The organism is Pseudarthrobacter sulfonivorans, from assembly GCF_001484605.1.
GTDB lineage: Bacteria > Actinomycetota > Actinomycetes > Actinomycetales > Micrococcaceae > Arthrobacter > Arthrobacter sulfonivorans_A.
The window spans coordinates 3,828,034-3,851,267 of sequence record NZ_CP013747.1 but is presented as its reverse complement, the minus strand read 5'-3'; the positions used below and the strand labels follow the sequence as shown (position 1 = coordinate 3,851,267).

The following is a 23,234-nucleotide window of genomic DNA, read 5'->3' as shown; positions in this document are numbered from 1 at the left end:
TCAGCTCCAGTGCGGCGGCTTGTTTTCCTTCAGCCAAGCGTCGTGATCGTTGTCGGGGCCATCGCCCCAGCGCTTCGGATCATCCTCCGCGGCCTTGCTGGGCAGGACGCCCGCGGTCTCTGGCAGCTGGCGCTCCGGCACAGCCGCGTTCCCGTTTCGTGCGTCATCCGCGTGGTCGTTACCGTGCGTATCTGCCTGATCGGCGTTCCGTGGGGTCACAACAACCGCCTCCTCACTGGCCAGGCGTCCGGCCTGGTCGTCGTTCCTGTCGTTTCCTTCGTTCCCCAGCGCGAGCGGGTCCACGTCCTCGTCAAAGAATCCACCCGTGGCCGTGCCCCGGCCGGGGGGCAGAATATTCTCAAGGCCCAGGTAACCCGCGATCCGGTCCGCACACGCGGACGGGTCCGTGAAGACTTCGATGGTCCACAGCGGCATGTACCGCCAGCCCATCCGTTCCAGCAGCTGCGGACGGAGCCGGCTCCGCTCACGGACACTCATGGTGCGGTACTGCTCCGTGCCATCCGATTCGATGGCCACCGGCCGCGGAATCTCGGCGTCGTCCTGACCCATGGTGCTAAGCGGGTCTGCTGCGGCCACCACGTCAATCACGCCGTCGTACTGGTGCCAGACGCGGGCGCCCCGGGCACGCAGCCGGTCACCAAGATCGGCGACGAGGGGATCGGCCCCAAGCGCCTGCTCACTGGCGGCGGCACGCGAGGCCGGAGTTCCGAGATCCGTCTTTCCCGCAATCTCACGGTTGAGGAGCTCGTAGAAGTCCACCGCGCCGTAGGACAGCCGCGTGTGATCGAGGTCTTCGGGCTGGAAACACGTCAGGACGTGGAGTGAACGCCGTGCACGCGTCATCGCCAAAGCGAATTTTTCCCGCCCGCCCTCAGCGGACAGGGGTCCGAAGTTGTGCAAAGCCCGGCCGTGCGGAGTGCGGCCAAAACCGGGTGAAAAAATCACATGGTCACGGACCAGGCCCTGCGCCCGCTCAAGGTCAACCACCCGGAACGACTCGGATCCTGCGCTGAAGAAGCTGGCCAGGCCCGGGTGGTTCGGCAGCTGAAGACGAATGGACTCACCGATCCGGGCAGCATGGCGAAGGCTGGCGGTGACCACTGCCAGCGAGGTGCGCGGCCGTGTCCGGGCGTGCTCAAAGACCAGCTGCACCACCCGGTTAACCTCGGCCACTACGGATTCGACGCCTTCGTGGTCGGCACTGGGCAGTCCGGTGCCGTCGGGAAGGTACTCCACCAGGAGCGCCCTGTCCAAGCCCGTGGCGGACTGTCCCTCGGGGAGCCGGCGGAGGGCGCCGTCGTAAGAGTTCTTGCTCAGCTGCAGGACCAGGTCCTCGTCAACCGCGCGGTAGACAAAATTCATCCGCCAGACAGGCAGGATGGCAGACAACGCCGAGAACGCGCTTTCGACGCGCTGGTGGGCCGCTTCACCGGCGGCCAGCCGCTCAACACCCACGGTGAACGTCCGGGGGCTGGCAATCTTGGCATCACCGAAAGCGATGACCTGCCGGGCGCGTGCGATGGCGGGCAGGACGGCCTGCAGCGACGTCGCTTCGGCGTCCAGGATGACCACGGTGTCGAAGCGCTGTTCGGCCGGCAGGAGCCCGGTCATGAGGTACGGGCTGACTGACCAGACCGGCACCAGCATGGGGACCAGCTCGGCGGCCTGGGCCGTCAGCGCGGCGAGGGTAACCCGGCCGTCCTTGAGCAGGCTCCTGAGGAGTTGGGCCTGGCGCGGGTGTTCCGCAAGCGCGGCCCGCCACCGTTCGGACAGGTCCCAGCGCAGGCGCGCCGCGCCGCTGGCAATATGGGCGTTGTCCGCGAGCCGGTATTCGGCCTCAAGCTGCCGGAGTGCGTCCCCGTCAGACATGGCCAGGTAATCGTCGCCGCTGATCATCGCTTCCAGCGCGGACTGCCACCAGGCCAGCTCAAGCTCGGCTGCGACGGACTCTGCGGGAACCTCCCGCTCCGCAAGATCGGCGAGGAGCTCCCCCAGGCCGTGCTCGCGCATGTTTTCCACGAGCAGCGTGCGCTCGGGCAGCGTTTTCAGCGTGTGGGTGTCGGCCACGAGCCGCTCCAGCCGCTCCATGAGTTCCTCATAGCGGGCCGTGGCCAGCGAACCGCCGGCCTGCGTGTGCCGGAGGGCTTCCCCCAACTGGGTCAGCTCCCGGTCCAGGGACCGGTACATCACGTTCATTTCGGCAAGGCCCGAGGGGACGGCCGGATGGCGCTGCGAGGTGGCGTAGCCGGACCAGAGGGCACGCTGGTCCTGCACCAGCACCAGCGAGCTGTGGAGATCGGTGATGTGGACGCCCGGACGGACGTACTCCTTCGCGACGCGGCGCAGGCGGGAACGCTGCATGGAGGCCATGTCGACGTTCCGCTCCCGGCGCCAGGCGGAGGACGCCGTGGCGGAGATGAGATCGTTGACCGGCCTGTCGAAGATGTCCGGTGTGAACTTGTCGAGGCTTTCGCGGACAGCCATGAGGAGTTCGAGCTGCTCCCCCCACTCCGAGAAGGACGTGCCAAGCCGGATTTCGGCATGTTCGGCCACGCTGTTCATCCGGTCGCGCAGGACAGGCAGGTTCCTGGCCACTGACCGGGCCAGTTCCTGGGCCTCCTCGGTCTCCTTGCGGGTGAGCAGCCGGGCGCCGTGCCACGGGCTGGTAGTGGAGGCGCGGCTGAAGCTGCCAAGCTCCGCAGCGCGGCGAAGCCTGCCGGCGAGCTCGTTGCGGTCGCGGATGCTGTCCAGCACACTGCGCTTGAGCCGCACGGTGGTGGCGGGGGCGGGGTGGATGGAGGTCAGCTCGGCCAGTGACTGCATGGCCTGATACGGCGAGCAGCCCCAGCGCTGGCGCACGTTATGCAGGGACGCCACGTGGTCCATCAGGGCGTGCCGGTGCTCGGTGAGGGTCCGGTGGAGGTTCCCCAGCTGCGGTTCGAGTGACTTTTCGTTCCGTACGATGGCCCGCACCAGCTGGGCCTTGAGCTGCTGCGGTGTGGCTGTGCCGGAGAGCTGGAACAGGATGGATTCAAGGCCAAGCGATTCCAGTTGTGCCGATACTTCATTAAGGCTGGCCCGGCGGTCACCCACCACCAGGACTGACCGCCCAGCGTCGACCAGTGCACCGATGGTGTTGATGGCCGTCTGGGTCTGTCCCGTGCCCGGCGGGCTGCTGACCACCAGCGAGTCTCCTGCGCGGGCGGCATCAATGACGTACTGCTGGTCCGGATCGGCGTCGAGGAGGAGGAGTTCGTCGTCCGGGTGTCGCGCGTCCACGCTCGGGAAGCGGGAGGGGTCCGGCGCGGGTACATCAATGACTTCACCGCTGGCCGCCTTGGCCAGGGCGGCCACCAGAGGGTTGCCCTCATTGATCCAGGGGTCGTCCAGGTTGCCGGAGAGGTCCGCAAAAGTAGACACCAGCAAATTGTGCTGGGCTTCGGCGCCATGGATGGGCCGGATGAGGGTTGCGAGCCTATCCAGGACAGGCTGGGGATCGAAGCGTGCGGTGCTGTACGCGAGGCGCGTCACGGCGTTGACGTCAAAAACAATGCCATGGATGGTCTTCAGGTGCCGGACCAGGGCCGGGTTGATGTTGGCCTGCTCGGTGAGCTGCAGTTCGTAGTCGTCCTCACCCGGGCGGACCGTGAGCGAGATTGCGGTGAGCATCACCGGCGCGGAAACCCGCTGGGGTTTGCCGCCAACGGCGGAGGTCCACACAACGGTGCCTGCGGATAGGTAACCGGCATCTATGCCACGGTCATTACCGAGTTCGAAGATTTTCGAGCGGATGTTCCGCGATGCCCGGGCCGCGACGACGTACTGCTGGTGGTCGCGGATGAGTGTGGACAACCGTGTGCGGCGGCCGGCCATGAGCTGGGCCAGACCTGACGGGTGCGCATGGGTCAGGTCAATGGACCCTTCGGGGGTCTTGGTGAAACGCAGCATGGTGTCTGCCCCGGTGACGGGTTTAAGCCCGGACAGCCATTTTCCGAGCTCCTCAGAACCCTCCGCGTGGCCTTGACCAACTGACACTACTGCCTTCTTTTCTGCGTTTGCACGTGACGCCCTGGACCATACCGGCATACTTTCGAGCGTAGCCGCAAAGGAGCCGGGATGAGAGACCGCAACACTGGATCAGGCCAAATTGCGGCGGATTTCAACGGATGACAGCAATGGCCGGCCTCCGCTGACGGAGACCGGCCACTCACACTGTTATTCCCACTCGATGGTTCCCGGTGGCTTGCTGGTCACGTCCAGCACCACCCGGTTGACGCCTTCCACCTCGTTGGTGATCCGGTTCGAAATCCGAGCCAGGAGATCGTACGGCAGGCGGGACCAGTCCGCCGTCATGGCGTCTTCGGACGAAACGGGGCGGAGCACAATCGGGTGGCCGTAGGTGCGGCCGTCACCCATGACGCCCACACTGCGGACGTCGGCCAGCAGGACCACAGGCATCTGCCACACCTCGTTGTCCAGCCCGGCCGCGGTCAGCTCGGCACGCGCGATGGCGTCCGCCTTGCGGAGCAGGTCCAGGCGCTCCTGCGTGATGTCGCCGACGATGCGGATTCCCAGGCCGGGGCCGGGGAACGGCTGGCGGCCGACGATTTCCTGCGGCAGGCCCAGCTGGGCGCCCACGGCGCGGACTTCGTCCTTGAACAGTGCCCGGAGCGGTTCCACCAGTTCGAACTGCAGGTCCTCGGGAAGGCCACCGACATTGTGGTGGCTTTTGATGTTGGCAGCACCTTCGCCGCCGCCGGATTCGACGACGTCCGGGTACAGCGTGCCCTGGACCAGGAACTTGATCTTCTCGCCATGGGCCGCGGCCTCGGCGATGATGGCCAGCTCAGCCTCTTCGAACGCGCGGATGAACTCGCGGCCGATGATCTTGCGCTTGGTTTCCGGATCGCTGACGCCGGCCAGGGCGGACAGGAAACGCTCCTGCTCGTTGGCTACATACAGCTTGACGCCGGTGGCGGCCACGAAATCGCGTTCCACCTGCTCGGCTTCGCCTTCGCGCAGCAGGCCGTGGTCCACGAACACACAGGTCAGCTGGTCGCCGACGGCCCGCTGGACGAGCGCCGCTGCAACGGCGGAGTCAACGCCGCCGGAGAGCCCGCAGATAACGCGGGCGTCGCCGATCTGCTTACGGATCCGGTCCACCTGCTCCTCGAGGATGTTCCCCGTGGTCCAGTTGGGCTCCAGCTTTGCGCCCTTGAACAGGAAGTTTTCCAGCACCTGCTGGCCATAGGCCGAGTGCTTGACCTCGGGGTGCCACTGCACGCCGTAGAGGGCCTTCTCTTCGTTTGCGAAGGCAGCCACTTCAGCGCCGGCCGTCGTCGCCAGCACTTCGAAGCCTTCGGGTGCCTCGTGCACGGAGTCGCCGTGGCTCATCCAGGTGTTCTGGTGCTGCGGCATCCCCTCGAGGACGGAGCGGCCCTCGCCGAGGATGGTGGTCTGGGTGGAGCCGTACTCGCGCAGGCCGGTCTTGTCGACCTTCCCGCCCAGGGCGTTGGCCATGGCCTGGAAGCCGTAGCAGATGCCGAAGACCGGGATTCCGGCCTCAAAGAGGTCGGCGCCGACGGCGGGCGCCCCGTCCGCGTAAACGCTGGAGGGGCCACCGGAAAGGATGATGGCGGCGGGGTCCTTGGCCAGGAGCTGCTCGGTGGTGAAGGTATGCGGAACCACTTCCGAATACACATTCGCTTCCCGGACGCGGCGGGCAATCAGCTGCGCGTACTGGGCACCGTAGTCAACAACCAGCACCGGCTTCTGGGAAGTCTGGGATGCAGTGGGAGTAGTCACCGCACTAGCCTACTTTGCGGCGTCGCCCTGCCGCACCTTCGCGTGCCCCGCTGTGACGGAGCAGACTCTCCCAGTCCCGTTGCCGCTCCCGCTTGCGCTTCCTCAGTACCGCTGTGCGGCCTGCGGGTTCGCGGCAAGTTCGGCTTCCACCTCGGCGTGCAACTTCTTCTCCACCACGAAGGACAGGAACGGCACCACGCCGCCGAGTGCCAGGAGGATGAGCTTCATGAACGGCCACCGCATCAGCGTCCAGAGACGGAAGTTGGAGATCAGGTACACCACGTACATCCAGCCGTGGACGATCAGCACGGCGACGGAGATGTTCGCGCCGCCCACCACGCCCTTGGGCTCGGCGTCGGCGAAACCCAAACCGAACGGTTGGCCCGTGACGGCGTTGGTGCCACCGGCAAACAGGTACTGGCCAAAGGCGTAACGTGCGATGAGTTCGGCGCAGAGCAGCAGCAGCATGGCGCCTGTGAGGTACGCCAGCACCTTATAGAACTTCAGGGCGGAACGGATCTGCCGCTCGGTACCGCCGAAGCGGCGCTTCTTGCCCTTGCCCTGCGCAGAATCCTGCTGGACGGCCGGTTTCGGTTCGATCATGGCTTTACCTTTTGTTGGAGCTGTTCAGAAGTTGCTGGGGTGGGCAGTGCATCATGGTGAGGATCGTCGTCGTGTTCCTCTTCGAGGTCCCGCCGGTAGTCGTCCTTGACCAGGCGCCACCAGATAAACAGGGCGAAGCCGGCGAACACCACCCATTCGAGCGAGTAGAAGAGATTGAGCCAGTTGACCTGCTGCGCGGGCGGCTGGGGGCCGATTTCCAGGGGTTTCAGGGCACCGTCAACCGCCGCGGCGGACATGTCGGACCCGGCCGCCAGTTCGGAAGCTGCGGCCACGAATCCCGGGTACATGCTGACGTCCCAGTAGTTGATGAGTTCGGCAACAGACACGGCGGAGGCGCGTCCGGGTTCCGGAGCGGTGGACGGCAGCGGCGATTCTGACGGCAGCAGCCGTCCGGTCAGGTTCACCACGCCCGACGGCGGTGCGCCGGCGTCGTCGGGATCCGCCACCCAGCCGCGGGCTACTGGAATCCAGGTCTCGGGTGAAGCAGCGACGCCGGTGACCGCGGGCGCTCCGGTCACGGCGAAGGCGGAAACCACCCAGTAGCCGTTCTCGCCATTCTTCAGGCGGCCTGGCACCAGGACCTGTTTGGCGGGGTCGTAGGTTCCGTCGGCGGAGACCATCTGGTCCGACACCGTACCGGGGAAAAAGGCGCCGGGCTCAAGCGTTTCCGTCAGGACCCTGACCTCTTCGGTGGCGGGATTCACCGCAGCTTCGGGCTGCGTGGACCGCCCGAACTGCCACTGGCTGAGCAGGACAAACACCCCGGAGACGACGATCGCGAAGACCAGGCCTGCGATCCATCGGGGCTTAAGGGCTGTTTTCCACACGTGTTAACCGTACTTCGTTCTTCTGTAGAACAACTAAACGACCAGGTGCGTCCCGGCCTTGGAGTGGGGCAGCAGGGTCCCTACGTGGCGACGGAGTCGACACGATAGGGCCTGCCCCACTCAATGGTCGAAGAACACCAGGCTGGAGTTGATGAGCTCGGCGATGACTTCGGCATCGTAGGCCCGCCGCAGCGACTCCCTGAAGGACTCCTTGGACAAGGAGCGGGCCAGCGTGGCCAGCACTTCCAGGTGATCGGAGAACGAGCTTGCAGGGGTGGCGATCAGCAGGATGACGGTGGCCGGACCATCCGCGGCACCGAAGTCCAGCGAGTGGCCGTACTTGGTGATTCCCACGGCGATGGAGGTCCGCGAGACGAATTCGCTGCGGGCGTGCGGGAGGCCGATCCCGCCCGGCAGGCCGGTGGCGAGCTGGTGTTCGCGGGCGTTGACGTGTTCCAGGAACCGCGGCAGGTCCGTGACCCGCCCGGAGGCGAAGAGGCGTTCGGCCAGTTGCGCCGCGGCGTCCGACTTGTCCGTTGCCTCCAACTCCAGAATCACCAATTCGGAGGTGGTGAGATCGGCATCGTACCGGTCAAGTGGTTCCGCCAAGGCGTGTCCCTTCAGTCAGGAGAATTGCTGGTGTGCGGTGCCGCCTCAGCGCAACGGGACGATGTCCTCCACACCCAGCCGTGCGGCGTCGGCGGATTCGTCATCCGGCTGCTGCTGGCTCAGCCGTTCAGCTTCAACGCGTGCTATGTAGTGCTTTATTTCGCTTTCACGCTGAACATCGCTCCAGCCAAGGACTTCGCCCATCAGTTTAGCGACAACCGGCACCGCCGACACGCCACGGTCCCAGGCCTCGATGGAGATACGGGTCCGCCGGGTCAGCACGTCATGGACATGCCGGGCACCCTCGTGGGTTGCGGCGTAGACGGCTTCGGCCTGCAGGTAGTCGTCAGCACCGGGCAACGGCTCCGCCAATTCAGGATTCCGGGCGATGATGTCCAGCACCTCCGGAGTCATGGACCCGTAACGGTTGAGCAGGTGCTCTACCCGGGCCACGTGCACGCCGGACTCTTCAGCGGTCCGGCTCCGGCGGTTCCAGGCCGCCTTGAAGCCACTGGCGCCCAGCAGCGGGATGGTTTCGGTGCAGCTCGCCGGGACCCGCTCATCCATGGTGCGGGTGGCCTCGTCCACGGCGTCCTTGGCCATAACCCGGTAGGTGGTCCATTTGCCGCCTGCCACCACTACCAGGCCCGGTACGGGGTGGGCCACGATGTGTTCACGGGACAGTTTCGCCGTGGAATCGTTCTCCCCTGCCAGGAGCGGGCGCAGTCCGGCGTAGACGCCTTCAACGTCCTCCCTGGTCAGCGGGCGTTTCAGGACCCGGTTGACGTGCTCGAGGATGTAGTCGATGTCCTTGCTGGAGGCCGCCGGGTGGGCCTTGTCGAGGTTCCAGTCAGTATCCGTGGTGCCGATGATCCAGTGCCGGCCCCACGGAATGACGAACAGCACGGACTTTTCGGTGCGGAGGATCAGCCCCACCGTGGACTGGAACCGGTCGCGGGGCACAACGAGGTGGATGCCCTTGGACGCCCGGACCTTCAGCTGCCCGCGGTCGGTGACCATGGCCTGGGTTTCATCGGTCCACACCCCGGTGGCGTTGATGACCTGTTTGGCTTTGATCTTGAATTGCGAACCGTCTTCGTGATTGACCACTTTGGCACCCACCACGCGCTCGCCTTCACGCAGGAAATCCACCACCGCCATCTGGTTCACCGCATGCGCGCCGTAGTGCACTCCCGTGCGGACGAGGTTTGCCACGTACTTGGCGTCATCCACTTGGCCGTCGTAATAGCGGATGGAGCCCACAAAGGCGTCTTTTTTCAGGCTGGGGGCGGCCCTGAGGGTGCCCCGCCTGGTGAGGTGTTTGTGGAACGGAACGCCGCGGCTGTGCCCGCCGGTAATGGACATGGCGTCGTAGAGGGCGATCCCGGCGCCCACATAGGGCCGCTCCAGAAACGGTTTGGTCAGCGGATACAGGAACGGCACAGGCCGGGCCAGGTGCGGGGCCAGGACCGAAAGAATCAGGCCACGTTCGTGCAGCGCTTCCTTAACCAGCCCAAAATCCAGCATCTCCAGGTAGCGCAGGCCGCCGTGGATCAGCTTGGATGACCGTGACGACGTGCCGGCCGCCCAGTCGCTGGCCTCCACGATCCCCACACTGAGGCCGCGGGTCACGGCATCCAGCGCCGCGCCGGCGCCCACGATGCCGCCGCCGACGATCAGGATGTCCAGTTCGTTGCCGGGTTCCGAGGTGGCCCTGAGCCTGGCAATCGATGCTTCCCTGGCCGCGGGACCAAGGACCCCGCCTTCGTTTGGAACAGTGTTCACTGAACGCCTCCCTTGCCGCTGCTGCCGGTAGTAAAACCACACTACTTCCTTGCCGCACAGTTGGGCAGGGCGGGTTCAGCGGGAGGCATCCGTCAGGGGCCGCCGGCCCCTGTCCGTAAGAGACTGTCAGTTGCCCGAGTACGGAGAAACTACGACGTCGACGCGCTGGAATTCCTTCAGGTCCGAATAGCCGGTGGTCGCCATCGAACGGCGGAGTGCACCGATCAGGTTGGATGTGCCGTTGGTGTGGTGGCCGGGCCCGAAGAGCACCTCTTCGAGCGGTCCGACGGTGCCGACGTTGGCGCGGTCTCCGCGGGGCAGTTCGAGGTGGTGGGCCTCCTGGCCCCAGTGCCAGCCCTTGCCGGGTGCCTCTTCGGCCCGGGCGAGGGCGCTGCCCAGCATCACGGCGTCGGCGCCCATGGCAATTGCCTTGACGATGTCACCCGAGGTGCCCATGCCGCCGTCGGCAATTACATGGACGTACCGTCCGCCGGATTCATCCATGTAGTCACGGCGGGCGGCCGCGACGTCGGAGATGGCGGAGGCCATGGGCGAGTGGATCCCCAGGGCGCGCCGCGTGGTGGCGGTGGCTCCGCCGCCGAAGCCGACCAGGACGCCGGCGGCTCCGGTGCGCATCAGGTGCAGGGCGGGCGTGTAGCCGGCCGCGCCGCCCACAATCACGGGGACGTCCAGTTCGTAGATGAACTGCTTGAGGTTCAGGGGTTCGTGGTCTTTCGAGACGTGCTCGGCTGACACGGTGGTCCCGCGGATCACAAAGATGTCGACGCCGGCAGCCACCACGGTCTTGTAGTGTTCCTGGGTGCGCTGCGGGGTCAGCGAGCCGGCCACCGTCACGCCGGCGGCGCGGATCTCCGCCAGGCGGGACGTGATCAGTTCCGGCTGGATGGGAGCGCGGTACAGCTCCTGCATACGGCCGGTCACGGCGGGGCTGTTGACCTCATCCTGGAGGGCGCCGATCTCGTCAAGGATGGGCTGCGGGTCCTCGTAGCGGGTCCAGAGGCCCTCAAGGTCCAGCACGCCGAGCCCGCCCAGCCGGCCCAAGGCGATGGCCGTCTCCGGGGACATGGCCGAATCCATCGGGGCTGCAATCACGGGCATGTCGAACTTGTAGGCATCGATCTGCCAGGAGACCGACACGTCCTTGGGGTCGCGGGTACGACGGTTAGGGACAATCGCAATGTCATCCAGGGAGTAGGCACGACGCCCACGCTTGCCACGGCCAATCTCGATCTCGTAAGTCACGTGACCACTTTACTTGACCACGCGGGATGCGGTGGGGCGCCTCCTCTTGGGTTCATCCTGAAACTGATAGTCCACACTTTATTGACATGTTTTGTCAACCATTTACAAGTTTTGAAAATACCTTTATGTTTACTCTCGGTTACCACCTGATCCACCACGTGACCACCCTCACTCCCCTTCATACGGGCCACACCTGTGCCCGTTCCGAGAAAGAAGCCCCTATGGGACGTTCATCAATCAGGCGCCACCGCATCCTGGCCCTGTCGCTCGCCGCAGCAGTCGGCACCCTGGCCTTCGCCAGTTCGCCGGTTTTCGCCACCCCCGAAGACGGTGACGGCACGGCAGCCGGGCCGGCCGCTGTCCAAGGTACTGCGGTGCACGACGTGGCCGCCGGAGAGTCCTACACGAAGTTCATCGTCGAATTCAAGGAGACCACGGCGAACGCCACCCCGAACGGCCGCGCCAATGCCTGGGGCAAAGCAGCCAAGTCACAGGGCGTGAAGGTCCAGGAACTCCGCACCCTGGCCACCGGCGGAACGCTGATCGAGGCGGACAGGGCCCTGTCCGGGCAGGCTGCCGAAGACTTCATGGCCGAGATTGCGGCGTCCGGATCGGTCGACTACGTGGAACCTGACGCCCGCATGACGGTGGCTCTCACGCCCAACGACCCACGCTATGGCGAGCAGTGGGATTTCACTGGCACCAACGGCATGCGGGTCCCCGGGGCTTGGGACGTTGCCACCGGCACCGGCGTGACGGTGGCCGTGATCGACACCGGAATCACGGCCCATCCGGACCTCGACGCGAATGTGCTGCCGGGCTACGACTTCGTCTCCGACGCCACCGCAGCGCGTGACGGCAACGGACGCGACGCGAATGCGCAGGACCAGGGCGACTGGTACGCCGCCGGCGAGTGCGGCCAGTCGACAGCCGGCAACAGCTCTTGGCACGGCACGCACGTCGCCGGCACCGTTGCAGCCGTGACCGGCAATGCCACCGGCGTGGCGGGCGTCGCACCCAACGCCAAAGTGGTGCCGGTACGCGTCCTGGCCAAATGCGGCGGGTCACTGTCCGACATTGCCGATGCGATTATCTGGTCAGCCGGCGGCACCGTCCCGGGCATCCCGGCCAACGCCAATCCCGCCACGGTCATCAACATGAGCCTGGGCGGGTCCGGTGCCTGCGGCAGCACGTACCAGGCAGCCATCAACTCCGCCGTTTCGCGGGGAGCCACCGTGGTGGTGGCGGCCGGCAACAGCAACCAGAATGCTTCCGGATTCCGCCCGGCCAACTGCAACAGCGTTGTGAGCGTGGCCGCCAGCAACCCGAGCGGCAGCCTCTCCTACTACTCCAACTACGGCACCACGGTTGACCTGACCGCACCCGGCGGCGACGTCCGCGTAGCAGGCGGCGGAATCCTCTCCACTATCAACACCGGTACCTCCACACCGGGCTCCGCCGGCTACGCCAGCTACCAGGGAACGTCCATGGCAGCTCCGCACGTGGCCGGGCTGGCCGCACTCATGAAGTCCAAATCGTCCACGCTTACCCCGGCCCAGGTGGAGTCCACGCTCAAGCAGGGAACCCGGGCAATGCCGGGCGGCTGCACCACGGGCTGCGGCACAGGGCTCTCGGACGCCACCAAGACCATGGGCCTGCTGGGCGGGGCCACTCCCCCGCCGTCCGGCAACCTGCTGCTGAACCCGGGCTTCGAATCGGGCGCAGCCTCCTGGACCTCTGACCACGCCGACACGTTCGAGACCGGAACGAATGCCAGGACCGGTTCCGGCTTCGCCGGCCTCAACGGCTGGGGCCAGGCAACGTCCTACATGCTCGACCAAACGTTTGCAGTCCCGTCCACGGTGGCCACCGCGTCGCTGTCCTTCTACTTGAAAGTGCAGTCGGACGAGACCACATCCAGCGCGGCCTATGACACCCTGAGGGTTCAGGCGGTCAGCAACGGTGTGACCACCACGCTGGCCACTTACTCCAATCTCAACGAGTCCGCCGGCTATCTGCAGAAGCCGCTGGACCTCTCCGCCTACAAGGGCAAGAGCGTGACGCTGCGCTTCCTGGGTGTTGAGGACTCGTCGCTGGGGACGTACTTCTACGTCGACGACACAGCGGTGACCACCTCGTAGCCTCGGGGCCGCACGAATCAGGAACCGCCGGCCACGCCTTGCAGCGCGGCCGGCGGTTCCTGCGTGGAGTGGGTGACCCTACGCCCTGCCGTCGTCATACGCCCTCGGCCTCCTCCACCGTCAGCTGGGATTCGAACATCCTGAAGTAGCGGCCCCGCAGCGCCACCAGTTCCTTGTGGGTGCCCTGTTCCACAATCCGCCCGTCCTCGAGCATGTAGACAATGTCGGCCTTCTCAATGGTGGCAAGCCGGTGGCTGATGGCAATGATGGTGCTGCTGCGGTCCGCGAAAAGCCGGGTGAAGATCCGGTGTTCGGCCAGTGCGTCGATAGCGGACGTCGGCTCGTCCATGACCATGAAGGTGGCGTTGCGGTAGAAATTCCGGGCCATCGCGAGCCGCTGCCACTGGCCGCCGGAGAGCCCGCTCCCCTTCCGGCCGCGCGGATCCTCCATCCAGTTGCTGACGTAGTTGTCCAGGCCGTTGGGCAGCTTGTTGATGAACTCCAACGCTTCGGCGTCGCTGGCTGCCTGGCGGATCCGTTCGTCGTCACGGGGCGGGTCCACGTCGCCAAAGCGGATGTTGTCGGCAGCTGTGGCGAATTCGTACTTGAGGAATTCCTGGCTCAGGACGGCCAGGTGGCGGTGCCAGGACTTAACGTCAACGGCGGCGAGGTCGACGCCGTCGAGCATTACCTGCCCGGAATCCGGCCGGTAGAGGCCGGCGAGGATCCGGATCAGCGTGGACTTCCCCGCCCCGTTCTCACCTACGACGGCGATGTGCTGGCCTTCGCGGATGGTCATGCTGATGCCGCGGATCACTTCGGTGTCGCCGCCCGTGTAGGTGAAGCGGATGTCCCGCAGTTCCACTGTTTTGGGCGCCTGGAGCAGCGGCGGTGAATGGTCCGAATGCACCGGCATTGCCATGAACAGCTCGTAGTCCTTGAGGTTGGCGAGATCCTCGTCGATCGAGCTGAGGGAGGACACCAGGCTGTTGGCTGTGGACAGTGCGCGGCTGACGATCTGCTGGACGTAGAGGAACTGGCCCACCGGCTGGGCGCGGGCGATGATCTGGCCCACCACCCAGATCAGGGAGATCACCTCGGCGCCGTACTGCAGGGCGTCGGCGGCGAGCTGCTTGGGGATGTAGCGCTTCTGGAAGTCCAGGCGGCGCCGCTCATCAGCATCGCGCAGCCGGGAGCGGAGGTCCATCAGGTAGCCCACGATCCCGTAGAGCCGCATTTCGGCGATGTGCTGGGGGCGGAGCAGGTTGGTTTCGATCATCCGGCGTTGCCGGCGGGAGTCCACCTGGGTGTTCCAGTGGGCGATCTGTTCGCGCGAGAGCTTGAACTGCAGGTAGACGCTGGGCACGATCGCCACCAGGACAATCACGGCGATCCACCAGCTGACCAGCAGCAGGGCCCCCACGGCCAGGATCACGGAGACCAACTGGGTGAAGATGGCCGCGATCCGGTCCAGCACGCGGGCATAGGAATCGGAAAACCGTTTGGCCCGGTCGTAGAGGTCCACGGTTTGCTTATCGTCATAGCGCCAGAACTCCAGCGCCAGGAAGCGCTCGTACATCTGGTCGCCCACGATGGCGCCCACCTTGAAGCTCATAAGCTGCTGGATGTAGCGGTCCACGCTGCTGAAGCCGCCCCAGAGGAGCCCCAGGGCAGCCGTGATGATGACGTACACAATGGCCTGTTGGCCTGCTGCGGAATCACCGGCGTAGGCGGCCGCCAGCGCCGTGGTGGTCAGCGCTGCGAAGTACGTGGTCACCAAAGGCAGCGTCGCCGAAATGAGCGAACCGACTACTTTCATAACGACGGCGGCCGGCGAAGCCCGGAAGCTGACCCGCAGCACCTGCGCCACGGCCCGGGCGTAGGGCCGCAGCGCCAACCGCCGCTGAGGGTCCTTTTTTGGGTTCAGTTCGGCGGGATGGCGTGGTTGGGACATGGCTCCAGCCTAGTTCCCACCGGTGGGCCCACGGCGCTTGGGGTTCCCTGGCCGCAGCGAAGCAAGGCCAGGGAGGCGCCGGGGATTAGCGCGAACCGTAGTTCGGGGCCTCAACGGTCATCTGGATGTCGTGCGGGTGCGATTCCTTGAGGCCGGCCGGCGTGATGCGGACGAACCTGCCGCGGACCTTGAGCTCCGGGATGGTGGGCGCACCGGTGTAGAACATGGTCTGGCGAAGGCCGCCCACCAGCTGGTACGCCACCGAGGCGAGCGGGCCGCGGTATGCGACGCGGCCTTCGATGCCCTCGGGGATGAGCTTGTCATCACCGGAGACATCTGCCTGGAAGTAACGGTCCTTTGAGTAGGACGTGTTCTTGCCGCGGGACTGCATGGCGCCCAGCGAGCCCATGCCGCGGTAGCTCTTGAACTGCTTGCCGTTCACGAAGATGAGCTCGCCCGGGGACTCGTCGCAACCGGCCAGGAGGGAACCCAGCATGACGGTGTCGGCGCCGGCAACCAGCGCCTTGCCGATGTCGCCCGAGTACTGCAGGCCGCCGTCGGCGATCAACGGAACGCCGGCCGGGATGGCTGCCTTGGCGGACTCGTAAATGGCGGTGATCTGCGGGACGCCCACGCCGGCCACCACGCGGGTGGTGCAGATGGAGCCGGGGCCCACGCCCACCTTGATGCCGTCGGCACCGGCGTCGATCAGTGCCTGGGCGCCTTCTCGGGTGGCAGCCTGGCCGCCGATGATGTCCACGTGCGCTGCTACGGGATCGGACTTCAGGCGGCGGATCATGTCCAGCACACCCTGGGAGTGGCCGTTGGCCGTGTCAACGAACAGGGCGTCGACTCCGGCGTCGACCAGTGCCATGGCGCGTTCCCAGCCGTCACCGAAGAAGCCGATGGCGGCACCGACGCGGAGCCGGCCCTCATCGTCCTTGGTGGCCAGCGGGTACTGCTCGGCCTTGGTGAAGTCCTTGGTGGTGATGAGGCCCTTGAGCCGGCCCTGCTCGTCAACGAGCGGGAGCTTTTCGATCTTGTTCGTGGCCAGCTTGTGGGAGGCTTCCTCACGGCTGATGCCTACGTGCCCGGTGATCAGCGGCATCTTGGTCATCACGTCGCTGACCAGCCGCAGCGGGAAGTCGGCTTCGGGCACAAAGCGGGTGTCGCGGTTGGTGACAATACCGAGGAGCCGCATGCCCTCGTCCACCACGGGGAGGCCGGAGACCCGGTACTGCGAGCAGATCTCATCCAGTTCCGCCAGCGTTGCCTCAGGGCCGATAGTCAACGGGTTGGTGATCATCCCGGATTCGCTGCGCTTCACGCGGTCCACCTGGTCGGCCTGGTCCTGGATGGACAGGTTGCGGTGGATGACGCCCAGGCCGCCCTGGCGTGCCATGGCAATCGCCATCCGGGATTCGGTGACCGTGTCCATGGCGGCGGACAGCAGCGGTGTGTGAACGGTGATCCGCTTGGAAATCCGCGAAGACGTGTCAGCCTCAGACGGGATGACGTCCGTGTGGCCCGGAAGGAGCAGGACGTCGTCGTAGGTCAGGCCGATAAAGCCGAAAGGATTGTGCTCGGGCTGGGTCATGAGTGCGCCTCTTACCTTGGTTACGGGTTCACGGGTAGGGGTTGCAGCTAATGACCAGCCCGTCATTACGGGACTGGTCCGTGCAGGGGCCTTAGTACATTCGGGTGCCTCATGCGCGGTCACCGCGCAGAAAGCTTTGAGTAAATATTAGAACCTCCACGCCGATCCCCCTATTCCGGGAGCACATTGTGAGCAACGGCACCCAATAACCGAAAGCCGCGTTTCAGTTCCAGCCCGTCGCCGCCAGCAGCCGCTCCTCAAACATGGGAATCATGCTTTCCACATACGTCCGGCTCAGGTGGTTGTCGTCCTTGTACACGTAGACGTTGCCTACCACGGCCGGGCAGATGCCGCCGGCGCAGATGAAATCGCTCAGGTCCATCAGGTGCAGCCCGTCCACCTTCCCGCGGTAACTCTCCAGCGGTGACGGCTCCACCAGGGATTCGTTCAGCGGCGGGTTGCACGCCGCGGCGTCCGCACTGTGGCGCTGGACGCACTCGGGCATGTTGATGGTGAAGCGCGGATTGTCCCGGATGCCGACGATCTCGATGCCGGCATCCGCGATGGGCTGGATGCCTTCGAGGTAGGCCGGCACCTCGGTCTCGAACGGGGCTTCCTCATGGGTCAGGGTGGCCACGGTGAAGACGGCATCCGGCCGGTGCTCCAGCACGTACGCTGCGCTGGCCCGGTTGTAGGCGTTGCATTCGGCATTCCGGGTCTCGGATTCGGCCCCGAAACGGCATGCCGGCATCAGCAGGGTGACCAGCTCCCAGCCTCGGGCTTCCGCGATGGGTGCCAAGGCGGCCAGATATTGCTGGGCATGGGAATCGCCCAGCACAACGATCCGTTTGGTGGGTTCGCCTTCGGGGAGCGCCTGCCGGCAGCCTTCAAGGACAGGGTCCCCGGTGGCATTCGCTCCCGTACAGGCCTGGTGGATTCCGGCCCAGTCGTTGTCCAGGGCGGTGGGACCAGGAATGATCCTGCCCTGCGGTGCCTGTGCTCCGGCGTTACCGGGGGTCAGCAGGGCCGCTCCCGGCGTCAGCTCGCGGGGCTGGGCGGCGGTGGCGGCTTCCTCCGCGGTGAGGCTCGTCTGCAAGACCGCCACGGGTCCGGCCAGCAGGGTGCAGCAGGCAACCACGACGACGGCGGTGCGCCAGGTGCGCACCTGCGGCCAGCGCCATTCCCGGAGAGGTTTTTCCACAAAGCGGGTGGTGAGGACGGCCAGGACCACCGATGCGGCGATGATCGCGGCGCCCTGGATGAGGGTGGGTGCCTCAACTCCGGTAGCGGCCAGCGCAAGCACCAGGACGGGCCAGTGCCACAAATAGAGGGCGTAGGAGTTGTCCCCCAGGGAAACCAGCGGCTTCCAGCTCAGGAGGCGGTCCACACCAAACCGGCTCCCGCTCTGCCCGGCCACAATGATCGCCGCGGCAGCGAGCGTGGGCCACAGCGCCACGAATCCGGGGAACGCCCGGTCCACGGTCAGCAGCAGACCACAGGAGACCATGGCCGCCAGGCCGGCCCAGCCGAGCACCACACGCAGGAGTTTCCCGGGCTTCAGGTGCGGCAGGGCAAGGGCCAGCAGCGAGCCCAGCGCGAACTCCCAGAGCCGCGTCCGGGTGTCGAAGTATGCGTAGGCCTGGTTTGTGGCCGTCTGGTCAATCGAGAACACGAGCGAGGCAATGAGGATGCCGGCGAACGCGGCGGCCACCACGGCCCGATAGCTGGCGTTGAACCGATGCCGGAGGAGCCGCCACACAACAGCGGAAGCGGCGAAGACGAGAGGCCACAGGATAAAGACCTGTCCTTGGATGGACAGGGACCAGAAGTGCTGCAGGGGGCTCGCCGCGGCGTGGTCCTGGGCGTAGTAGTCCACGGCGGTGTCCGCAAGCAGCCAGTTCTGCCGGTACAGCAGCGCCGCCCAGGCCTGGTCCAGGATGACGGGCCAGCGGCCTTGCGGGAGGACCAGCCAGGTGCCTGCCAGGACCCCGAGGATCACCACGACCGCGGCCGGCAGCAGCCGCTTGAAGAGGTGCAGCCAGTGCCGGAGGAGATTGAGGGACGCGCCGGCCTCCACCTTCCGGACGAAGGACAGCGTCAGCAGGAAGGCCGAGATCAGGAGGAAGATATCCACCCCGCCGGACACGCGGCCAAGCCACACATGGTAGGTCACCACCATCAGGACGGCGAGCGCGCGGAGGCCTTGGACTTCGGGACGGAAGGTCGGTTTCCGGGCAGGCTTCCGCTCGCCGGTCTTTGCGTCCAGCGCAGTGCGCGGAGCAGCCTCGGCTGGTGCACTGGACACAGAGGGCCTCTCCAAGCGGGTAAGCAAAGCATCAAGCCTACGGAGCCGCACGGCCGATGGCCAATCAACGGCCGCCTTCGAGCCCCGTCGGAGCGCGCCACAAACTATGCTGGCCAAAGGCCAGCGAAGGGAGACCACGTGATTGTCCAGCTGCGGATCTGTGTGCCCAGTGAACTGTCGGCAGTGACGCTGGACGCTTGCAAGGAGCACACGGGAACCGCCGAGGTAGCGCTCTTTCCAGGAGCATCCGTGTCGCCGCCGGGCGATGTCATCGACGTCCAGGTTGCCCGGGAAGCGGTGGAGGAACTACTTGAGAAACTCCACGTCCTGAAGGCGCAGGAGGTGGGATCCATTGCCATCTCCATGCCGGAACTCGTCCTGTCCCGGCTCGCGGACAAAGCGGAGGCGTCTGCCCCCGGAGACGGCGCAGACGCCTTGATCTGGGACGAGGTCACCCGCCAGACGGGCGAGGACTCCCGGCTCACGTGGAGCTACCTTGCCTTCCTGATACTGGCCACACAGCTCGCCGCCATCGGCATCGTGACGAATTCCACCATTGCCATCGTGGGGGCGATGGCCGTGGGGCCGGAATTCGGCCCCCTGGCGGCGCTGGCAGTGGCCTTGGCCCGGCGCCAGTGGGCACTCGGCCGGCGTGCCGCCCTGGCGCTTGGTGTGGGATTCCCGCTGGCCATGCTGCTGGCGGCCTTGACCACGTGGGTCTCCGCGGCACTGGGCCTCTTCGCGGACAACACCCTGGACACAGGGTCTGCGGTGGAGTTCATTTACCACCCGGGACCTTATTCCCTGATCGTGGCCGTTCTGGCCGGCACGGCGGGCATGCTGTCCCTCATCAGCCGGCGGTCGGCGGCACTCATCGGTGTCTTCATCTCCGTGACCACAGTTCCTGCTGCCGGGTTTGTGGCCGTGGCACTCGTGCTGGGCGAGTTTGAGAAAGCAACGGGGTCGGCCCTGCAGCTGGCGCTCAACCTGATGGGCATCGTGGCGGCGGCAGTTCTGGTGCTGGTCTTCTACCACTTGGTTTCCCGGCGCTTGCCCGAAGCCGCCGCCCGGCGCCTCAGATGGCAGCTGACGCGGACTCGCGGGTGACCGGAACCGGGATCCTGCCGGCCAGGTACCGGGCGTCACGGCTGGCACCCGGAAGGGTTGCCGAAAAGGCCGCGTACATAAACTCCTGGCCCAGGAAGAACAGCCCGGGCGAGTCAAGCGCAACGCCACGCTCCTGCCGGGGCAAAGCGCCGTCGTCGAGCAGTGCCGGATCTATCCAGCCGAAATCATCTTTGAATCCCGTGCACCAGATGACGTTGGCGACCTCAAGCCGGGTCCCGTCCGCCAGGACGGGCAGCCCGTTCTCCACTCCGGCGACCCGCGGCACGCGCCTGACGCCCGCGGCCGCCAAATCCTTGGTCTTCGTCCGGACCAGGGGTTCTGCGTGTGCCTTGAATTTTGGTGCCGCTATGCGCCCGAGGGGATTGCCTAGAGTGAGGACGTTCAACTCAATGAACCGCACCAACGGCAGGAAGTAGCGTGCCGCAGTCCGGCCATGCTTCACCGGGATTTCGCCACCGGGCTTGCCCGCCACGAACGTCGGATGCGTACGGCACACTTCGATGCCGATCTCCGCCCCGGAGTTCCCCAGCCCAACCACCAGGACCGGCCCTTCCTGCAGCTGCTGGGGGTTCCGGTAGTCGCTGGAATGCAGTTGGACGATGGATGGCGCCAATTCGGCCGCAAAGCCTGGCACCTTGGGCGCCTGGCTGCATCCTGTCGCCACGACGGCATTGTGCGCTTCCCAGCGGCGGCCGTTGGCGGCGGCAATATAGCGGTCGCCTTCCCGCCACAGGCGTTCGATGCGGACTCCGTTGATGACTGGCAGGTCAAACTGCGCGGCGTAGCCTTCAAGGTATCCGGCCACTTCATCCTTGGTAGGAAAGGTCAGCGGATCCGCCGGGAACGGCGCGCCCGGGAGTCCGTCGTACTTGGCCGGAGTAAAGACCCGGAGCGAATCCCACCGCTGGCGCCAGGCGTCTCCGGATCGCGGGTTGGCATCAAGGATCAGGATTTTCCGTTGTTGTTCTTTCAGGTAGTAGCCCATGGCAAGGCCTGCCTGGCCGCCGCCGATGATCATCGTGTCCAGCATGCCGGTCACGTCATTGTTGTTCATCACTGCGCTCCTTTTTCACTGAGGTGGATTCCTACGGCTGAACCTTCACGTCGGCCCGCAGCCGGGCCGCCTTCCACTTCGCGTCCTGTCTCCCTGTAGCGCAGCCACCACGCCAACATCAGCGCGGACGCGAGGACGTACGCAAGGTGGAGGACCCAGATGGGTCCGGCAGGGAGGTTGAAGACGTAGACGGAGTGAACGGCGTTGGCAACGTTGGTCAGCAACAGGTTCCCGAGGCTGTACGAAGCCAGCTCCTTCGTCCGGGCCGCCTTGACCAGCATCGGCAGCATTCCGGCGGCGAACAGCACCGTCGAAAGTGTGCCGGCGAGGACTGGAAGGTTCATGCTTTGAGGCTATGGCCGCGCAGCTGGTGGCCGCGTCGGCCGAATCATGCAACTTCAGCCACGGCGCGGCTGGGTATTTCAATGTAGTCAGAGCGGTCCTATGTGGTCCGTCAGCCTGCGAGCCCGTGTTCATAGGCATAGCTGGTGGCGGCTGACCGTGACGACAGGCCCAGTTTCAGGAAGATGTTGCTGACGTGCCGGGCTACGGTCTTTTCGCTCAGGTAGAGCTCGCCGGCGATGGCCCGATTGCCCTTTCCGGTTGCCACCATATGCAGGACTTCAAGCTCGCGGCGGGTGAGGAGACCCACCGTGCCAGGCGTCGCTCTGCTGTCCAACATGCCTTTGTGCAGGAGCGACGCCGCCCAGGTTGCCGCCGGCGCCGCGCCCAGGTCCAGGAGCGCAGCGTGGGCTGCCTCCAGGTACATCAGTGCGGAGGCCTCGTCGCCAAGTGCGCGGCAGGCACTGCCGGACAGCGCCTGGCAGCGCGCCGCCTCGTACGGAACACCGAGTTCCTGCCACAGCCTCCACGCCTCCCGGAGCGGTTTCAGGGCAGCGGAGGGGTCGCCGTCGGCCAGCCGGACCGCGCCGTCCGCCTGGCCGGCAACGGCCCGGATCATGGGCATAGAGAATTCACTGGCCAGGGCTTCCAGCTCCTGAGAACCTTGCCGCGCGGCTTCCAGGTCGGAGGCAGCCAACTCGATCTCCACCAGTGCCGGCAGCATGTTCCGGCGGGTTGCGACGTCTGCCGCGGCAGCTGCCCTACGGATCATCGCTTGTGCCTGTTGCGCATTTCCACGGGCAAGCCAGAGCAGCGCGAGGCCAGGCTGTGGCTCATAGCCTGATCGGGCGGCCTGCCGGTAGGAAGCTTCGGCGTCGTCCAGTTTTCCACTCAGCCGTTCCACCTCTCCCTGCTGGTAGTAGCCTCCATAAAGCGCTTGGGGATCACCCTTTACGGAAAGTCCCTGGGCGGCCGCAGCGGCCATCAGTGCCTCGGCCCAGGCCCCGTGAAGCCTGAAGAGTTCGGCGCGGTGCGACTGGCACTGGCCGCTGAACGACACCATGTCAGGGCGTGCACTGCACCAGCGGTCCAGGGCAGCCGTCCATTCCAGGGCCCTCTCCAGGTCGAAGACCAGGTGGCAGTTGCCGATTACTGCGCAGTAGATAATCCCTGAGGGGATCGGGGAGAGTTCACCTGCCGTGACGGCCACCATGACCTCGTCGAACATCTTGAGTCCCTTGTCAGGGTGACCAAGCATCAGGGTGGCCTGGCCTCTGCCGAGGAGGCCCAGCGCGGACACGTCTTTGTCGTGGAACCGCTGGCCGAATTCGGCAACGCGGGAGAAAGCCTGCAGGGCGCCCGCTGGATTACCGCCGTAAAGCTTGCCCAGGCCCTCCGGGAGAAGCAGGAGGCCCTGCACGGCGCTCGGCTCGGCCAGTTCATCCATGAGCCGCTGGCCGCGGGCAAACCACCCTCCGGCCCTAGCCTGCTCCCCCAGGAACATCAGTTGCATGCCCATCCAGCCCGCGCACCGTGCGGCACCCTCGACGTCGCCCATCACCAGGTACTCCTCGTGGGCACGGGTGAGGGACTCCAGCCCTGTGGCGCTTTCACCGATCAGGATCTCGGCCGTAGCCAGCCGTTCGAGGTCGGCAGCCGGCAACCCGGCGCGCTTATCGGCTTCACGGAAGGTCTGGTAGGCCTCGGTCCAGCGATGTTCCTGGAAGGCTGACCTGCCCTGGTCAATGCCTGTTTCAGCTGACATCTGGTCCCTTCCGG

General features: G+C 65.8%; 15 protein-coding genes. 2 read left to right on the top strand and 13 right to left on the bottom strand.

Features of this window, described 5'->3' with window-relative positions:
• The 7 genes from AU252_RS17470 to AU252_RS17440 all read right to left on the bottom strand — a co-directional run bounded on the left by AU252_RS17470 (position 1) and on the right by AU252_RS17440 (position 10,934).
• A complete protein-coding gene (locus tag AU252_RS17470) occupies positions 1 to 4,107 on the bottom strand; it encodes an AAA family ATPase (protein WP_058931805.1) in 4,107 nt (1,368 codons plus the stop codon).
• A 129-nt stretch (positions 4,108 to 4,236) separates the two neighbouring features.
• Entirely contained in the window at positions 4,237 to 5,826 is a 1,590-nt protein-coding gene (gene guaA, locus AU252_RS17465) for a glutamine-hydrolyzing GMP synthase (protein ID WP_056344133.1), read from the bottom strand.
• Positions 5,827 to 5,928: 102 nt separating this feature from the next.
• Positions 5,929 to 6,429, bottom strand: a complete 501-nt coding sequence (locus AU252_RS17460) for a DUF3817 domain-containing protein (RefSeq protein WP_056344136.1) — start codon at positions 6,427 to 6,429, stop codon at positions 5,929 to 5,931.
• Entirely contained in the window at positions 6,426 to 7,277 is an 852-nt protein-coding gene (locus tag AU252_RS17455) for an SURF1 family protein (RefSeq protein ID WP_058931804.1), read from the bottom strand. Before AU252_RS17455 ends, AU252_RS17460 begins: the two co-directional genes overlap by 4 nt.
• A 120-nt stretch (positions 7,278 to 7,397) precedes the next feature.
• Positions 7,398 to 7,886: a PTS sugar transporter subunit IIA gene (locus AU252_RS17450; protein WP_058931803.1), complete on the bottom strand. Its 489-nt coding sequence runs from the start codon at positions 7,884 to 7,886 to the stop codon at positions 7,398 to 7,400.
• Between the two features lie 45 nt (positions 7,887 to 7,931).
• Positions 7,932 to 9,671 carry a glycerol-3-phosphate dehydrogenase/oxidase gene (locus tag AU252_RS17445; protein WP_058933028.1) on the bottom strand — a complete coding sequence of 580 codons (1,740 nt, stop codon included), beginning with the start codon at positions 9,669 to 9,671 and terminating at the stop codon, positions 7,932 to 7,934.
• Positions 9,672 to 9,797: 126 nt separating this feature from the next.
• Complete coding sequence (locus AU252_RS17440; RefSeq protein WP_058931802.1) at positions 9,798 to 10,934, bottom strand: GuaB3 family IMP dehydrogenase-related protein; 1,137 nt, start codon at positions 10,932 to 10,934, stop codon at positions 9,798 to 9,800.
• 125 nt (positions 10,935 to 11,059) lie between these two features.
• On the opposite strand from AU252_RS17440, the gene AU252_RS17435 reads away from it, so the two are divergent.
• Positions 11,060 to 13,075, top strand: coding sequence for a S8 family peptidase (locus AU252_RS17435; protein WP_240484218.1), 2,016 nt, complete (start codon positions 11,060 to 11,062; stop codon positions 13,073 to 13,075).
• 94 nt (positions 13,076 to 13,169) lie between these two features.
• Here the strand turns inward: AU252_RS17435 and AU252_RS17430 are convergent, their stop codons facing one another.
• The 3 genes from AU252_RS17430 to AU252_RS17420 form a co-directional block, all read right to left on the bottom strand.
• Positions 13,170 to 15,029: an ABC transporter ATP-binding protein gene (locus tag AU252_RS17430; RefSeq protein ID WP_058931800.1), complete on the bottom strand. Its 1,860-nt coding sequence runs from the start codon at positions 15,027 to 15,029 to the stop codon at positions 13,170 to 13,172.
• Between the two features lie 85 nt (positions 15,030 to 15,114).
• Complete coding sequence (gene guaB / locus AU252_RS17425) at positions 15,115 to 16,626, bottom strand: IMP dehydrogenase (RefSeq protein ID WP_058931799.1); 1,512 nt, start codon at positions 16,624 to 16,626, stop codon at positions 15,115 to 15,117.
• Between the two features lie 223 nt (positions 16,627 to 16,849).
• Positions 16,850 to 18,892 carry an acyltransferase family protein gene (locus AU252_RS17420; RefSeq protein WP_058933027.1) on the bottom strand — a complete coding sequence of 681 codons (2,043 nt, stop codon included), beginning with the start codon at positions 18,890 to 18,892 and terminating at the stop codon, positions 16,850 to 16,852.
• A gap of 177 nt (positions 18,893 to 19,069) precedes the next feature.
• Between AU252_RS17420 and AU252_RS17415 the strand changes: the two genes are divergently transcribed.
• Positions 19,070 to 20,038, top strand: a complete 969-nt coding sequence (locus AU252_RS17415; RefSeq protein ID WP_058931798.1) for a DUF389 domain-containing protein — start codon at positions 19,070 to 19,072, stop codon at positions 20,036 to 20,038.
• On the opposite strand, the gene AU252_RS17410 is transcribed toward AU252_RS17415, so the two are convergent.
• The 3 genes from AU252_RS17410 to AU252_RS17400 all read right to left on the bottom strand — a co-directional run bounded on the left by AU252_RS17410 (position 20,007) and on the right by AU252_RS17400 (position 23,220).
• Positions 20,007 to 21,113 carry a flavin-containing monooxygenase gene (locus tag AU252_RS17410; RefSeq protein ID WP_058931797.1) on the bottom strand — a complete coding sequence of 369 codons (1,107 nt, stop codon included), beginning with the start codon at positions 21,111 to 21,113 and terminating at the stop codon, positions 20,007 to 20,009. The two genes, AU252_RS17415 and AU252_RS17410, sit on opposite strands and share 32 nt — an antisense overlap.
• A complete protein-coding gene (locus tag AU252_RS17405; RefSeq protein WP_058931796.1) occupies positions 21,113 to 21,457 on the bottom strand; it encodes a hypothetical protein in 345 nt (114 codons plus the stop codon). The genes AU252_RS17410 and AU252_RS17405 overlap by 1 nt, the downstream gene beginning before the upstream one ends.
• Before the next feature lie 110 nt (positions 21,458 to 21,567).
• The gene (locus AU252_RS17400) at positions 21,568 to 23,220 is read right to left on the bottom strand and encodes a response regulator transcription factor (protein ID WP_058931795.1); all 1,653 of its coding nucleotides are present in this window, start codon (positions 23,218 to 23,220) and stop codon (positions 21,568 to 21,570) included.
• Positions 23,221 to 23,234 lie beyond the last annotated feature (14 nt).

Bases quoted from the DNA above. Each gene is read 5' to 3' on its own strand.
- AU252_RS17460 (WP_056344136.1), bottom strand. From the start codon at position 6,429: ATGATCGAACCGAAACCGGCCGTCCAGCAGGATTCTGCGCAGGGCAAG.
- AU252_RS17400 (WP_058931795.1), bottom strand. From the start codon at position 23,220: ATGTCAGCTGAAACAGGCATTGACCAGGGCAGGTCAGCCTTCCAGGAA.
- guaB (WP_058931799.1), bottom strand. From the start codon at position 16,626: ATGACCCAGCCCGAGCACAATCCTTTCGGCTTTATCGGCCTGACCTAC.
- AU252_RS17435 (WP_240484218.1), top strand. From the start codon at position 11,060: ATGTTTACTCTCGGTTACCACCTGATCCACCACGTGACCACCCTCACT.
- AU252_RS17430 (WP_058931800.1), bottom strand. From the start codon at position 15,029: ATGTCCCAACCACGCCATCCCGCCGAACTGAACCCAAAAAAGGACCCT.
- AU252_RS17405 (WP_058931796.1), bottom strand. From the start codon at position 21,457: ATGAACCTTCCAGTCCTCGCCGGCACACTTTCGACGGTGCTGTTCGCC.
- AU252_RS17470 (WP_058931805.1), bottom strand. From the start codon at position 4,107: ATGCCGGTATGGTCCAGGGCGTCACGTGCAAACGCAGAAAAGAAGGCA.
- AU252_RS17410 (WP_058931797.1), bottom strand. From the start codon at position 21,113: ATGAACAACAATGACGTGACCGGCATGCTGGACACGATGATCATCGGC.